The sequence below is a fragment of the Staphylococcus sp. EG-SA-2 genome (assembly GCF_017152085.1).
Genome location: NZ_JACYHC010000504.1, coordinates 1 through 4,052, shown reverse-complemented (window position 1 = coordinate 4,052; position 4,052 = coordinate 1). Strand labels below are relative to the sequence as shown.

The 4,052-nt window shown below is 35.3% G+C and carries 2 protein-coding genes; both read left to right on the top strand.

Going from position 1 to position 4,052, the window contains the following annotated elements; genetic code table 11:
• Positions 1-2: 2 nt before the first annotated feature.
• Positions 3-2,837 (top strand): fibronectin-binding protein FnbB, encoded by a 2,835-nt coding sequence (fnbB, locus tag IDG60_RS07930; protein WP_154289207.1) that lies wholly within the window; start codon positions 3-5, stop codon positions 2,835-2,837.
• 179 nt (positions 2,838-3,016) lie between these two features.
• Complete coding sequence (gene galU, locus IDG60_RS07925) at positions 3,017-3,883, top strand: UTP--glucose-1-phosphate uridylyltransferase GalU (RefSeq protein WP_000721337.1); 867 nt, start codon at positions 3,017-3,019, stop codon at positions 3,881-3,883.
• Positions 3,884-4,052 lie beyond the last annotated feature (169 nt).

The window sequence follows — 4,052 nt, the reverse complement described above, 5'->3', positions numbered from 1 at the left end:
AATTGGGAGCGGCCTCAGTATTCTTAGGAACAATGATCGTTGTTGGAATGGGACAAGAAAAAGAAGCTGCAGCATCGGAACAAAACAATACTACAGTAGAGGAAAGTGGGAGTTCAGCTACTGAAAGAAAAGCAAGCGAAACACAAACAACTACAAATAACGTTAATACAATAGATGAAACACAATCATACAGCGCGACATCAACTGAGCAACCATCACAATCAACACAAGTAACAACAGAAGAAGCACCAACAACTGTGCAAGCACCAAAAGTAGAAACTTCGCGAGTTGATTTGCCATCGGAAAAAGTTGCTGATAAGGAAACTACAGGAACTCAAGTTGACACAGCTCAACCAAGTAACGTCTCAGAAATTAAACCAAGAATGAAAAGATCAACTGATGTTACAGCAGTTACAGAGAAAGAAGTAGTGGAAGAAGCTAAAGCGACAGGTACAGATGTAACAAGTAAAGTGGAAGTAGAAGAAGGTAGTGAAATAGTAGGGCATAACAATAAAGAGACAAATGTTGTTAATCCTCATAATGCAGAAAGAGTAACCTTGAAATATAAATGGAAATTCGAGGATGGTATTAAACCGGGGGACTACTTTGATTTCACATTAAGTAATAATGTAGAAACTCATGGTATCTCGCCTCTTCGTAAAGTTCCAGATATAAAAAGTAAAGATGATAATATTTTGGCTGTTGGCAAAGTGATGGATGAAAGAAAAATTAGATATACGTTTACTGATTATATAAATAACAAAAATAATTTAATGGCTGAATTAAACTTAAATTTGTTTATTGATCCAACTACAGTTACGAAGCAAGGAAAGCAAACTGTTGAGGTTAAATTAGGTGAAAATAAGATTTCAAAAGAATTTGATATCAAATATCTAGACGGTGTTAAAGATAACTGGGGAGTAACTGTAAATGGACGTATAACTTTATTAGATAAAGAAAATAGTAAAATACATCATTTAGCTTATATAAACCCTAAAAAAAGCGATATGACCTCAATAACTATAAATGGGTTTTTTGCTAAAGGTGGATTGTATACAGGAAATGTTCCAACAGTGAAAGTTTATGAGTATTTGAGAAGTGATGAATTACCAGAAAGCGTCTATGCTAACACAAATGATCAAGAGAAATTTAAAGATGTTACCAATGACATGAGTGATAAATTAACGCTAAGTGAAAACGGTAGCTATAAATTAACTTTAGATGCACTAAATAAGAAAAGTTATGTTGTAAGTTTTGAAGGTAAATATAATGAAAATGACAAGGAGTTATTATTCAGAACTAATTTGCATGGCTATCATGCTAATTACGGTTATTACTATTATTATCCAGTAAGTTTAACATGGGACAATGGCGTTGCATTCTACTCTAATAACGCTCAAGGCGACGGTAAAGATAAGCCAAATGATCCTATCATTGAGAAGAGTGAACCAATTGAATTAGACATTAAATCAGAGCCGCCAGTGGAGAAGCATGAATTGACTGGTACAATCGAAGAAAGTAACGATTCTAAGCCAATTGATTTTGAATATCATACAGCTGTTGAAGGTGTAGAAGGTCATGCAGAAGGTATTATTGAAACTGAAGAAGATTCTATTCATGTGGATTTTGAAGAATCTACACATGAAAATTCAAAACATCACGCTGATGTTGTTGAATATGAAGAGGATACAAACCCAGGTGGTGGCCAAGTAATAACTGAGTCTAACTTAGTTGAATTTGACGAAGAGTCTACAAAAGGTATTCTAACTGGCGCAGTGAGCGACCATACAACAGTTGAAGATACGAAAGAATATACGACTGAAAGTAATCTGATTGAACTAGTAGATGAATTACCTGAAGAGCATGGTCAAGCACAAGGACCAATCGAGGAAATTACTGAAAACAATCATCATATTTCTCATTCTGGTTTAGGAACTGAAAATGGTCACGGGAATTATGGTGTGATTGAAGAAATCGAAGAAAATAGCCACGTTGATATTAAGAGTGAATTAGGTTATGAAGGTGGCCAAAATAGCGGTAACCAGTCATTCGAGGAAGACACAGAAGAAGATAAACCTAAATATGAACAAGGTGGCAATATCGTAGATATCGATTTCGATAGTGTACCTCAAATTCATGGTCAAAATAAAGGTGATCAGTCATTCGAAGAAGATACAGAGAAAGACAAGCCTAAATATGAACATGGTGGTAATATCATTGATATCGACTTCGACAGCGTGCCACATATTCATGGATTCAATAAGCACACTGAAATTATTGAAGAAGATACAAACAAAGATAAACCAAATTATCAATTCGGTGGACACAATAGTGTTGACTTTGAAGAAGATACACTTCCACAAGTAAGTGGTCATAATGAAGGTCAACAAACGATTGAAGAAGATACAACGCCGCCAACACCACCAACACCAGAAGTACCAAGTGAGCCGGAAACACCAACACCACCGACACCAGAAGTACCAAGTGAGCCGGAAACACCAACACCGCCAACACCAGAGGTACCAAGTGAGCCGGAAACACCAACACCACCAACGCCAGAGGTACCAGCTGAACCTGGTAAACCAGTACCACCTGCCAAAGAAGAACCTAAAAAGCCTTCTAAACCAGTGGAACAAGGTAAGGTAGTAACACCTGTCATTGAAATCAATGAAAAGGTTAAAGCAGTGGCACCAACTAAAAAAGCACAATCTAAGAAATCTGAACTACCTGAAACAGGTGGAGAAGAATCAACAAACAAAGGTATACTGTTCGGAGGATTGTTTAGTATTTTAGGATTTGCATTATTACGCAGAAATAAAAAGAATCACAAAGCATAATCAATCTAAAATTGACAGGTTTATTTCATAAATTATATGAAGTAAGCCTGTTTTTTAAAATTAAATCAAATTTCCCAAGAAATAATTACATACTTAATGACACTATGAAGGCGTTCTAATTAGTGTTAAAATGACGTTGATACATAGATTTAATACTTAGGAAAAGGAGCACATTAACTTTGAAAAAAATAAAAAAGGCAATCATTCCCGCTGCTGGTTTAGGGACTAGATTTTTACCAGCAACTAAAGCGATGCCAAAGGAAATGCTTCCTATCTTAGATAAACCCACAATACAATATATCGTTGAAGAAGCTGCAAGAGCTGGAATTGAAGATATTATTATAGTGACAGGTCGCCACAAACGCGCGATTGAAGATCATTTTGATAGTCAAAAAGAATTAGAAATGGTGTTAAAAGAAAAAGGTAAATCTGAGTTACTAGAAAAAGTTCAGTATTCAACAGAACTTGCGAATATTTTTTATGTAAGGCAGAAAGAACAAAAAGGTTTAGGGCATGCGATTAGTTCTGCGCGTCAATTTATCGGCAATGAACCATTTGCGGTATTATTAGGTGACGATATTGTTGAATCTGAAGTGCCAGCAGTGAAACAGTTGATTGACGTTTATGAAGAAACAGGGCACTCAGTTATAGGTGTCCAAGAAGTTCCGGAAGCAGATACTCATCGTTATGGGATTATTGACCCATTAACTAAAAACGGACGTCAGTATGAAGTGAAAAAGTTTGTTGAAAAGCCAGCACAAGGTACGGCACCATCAAACCTAGCTATTATGGGACGTTATGTATTAACGCCTGAAATTTTCGATTATTTAAAAACGCAAAAAGAAGGCGCAGGTAACGAAATTCAGTTAACAGATGCGATTGAACGTATGAATAATGATAACCAAGTGTATGCATATGACTTCGAAGGCGAACGTTATGACGTTGGAGAAAAATTAGGCTTCGTTAAAACAACGATAGAATATGCATTGAAAGATGACAGTATGCGAGAAGAATTAACACGATTTATTAAAGAATTAGGGTTATAACATTAAAAAGCATGATACTCAATAAAATTGGAACACGAAATTGTGAACTAAATTGAATGAGTGTCATGCTTAATTTATGTGTTGTGATATATAGTAGGGTATTGAAATAATATAAAAACAAAAGAAAGTTAATTATGTATTTTTATTTATACTAAATTGAGAAGTATTA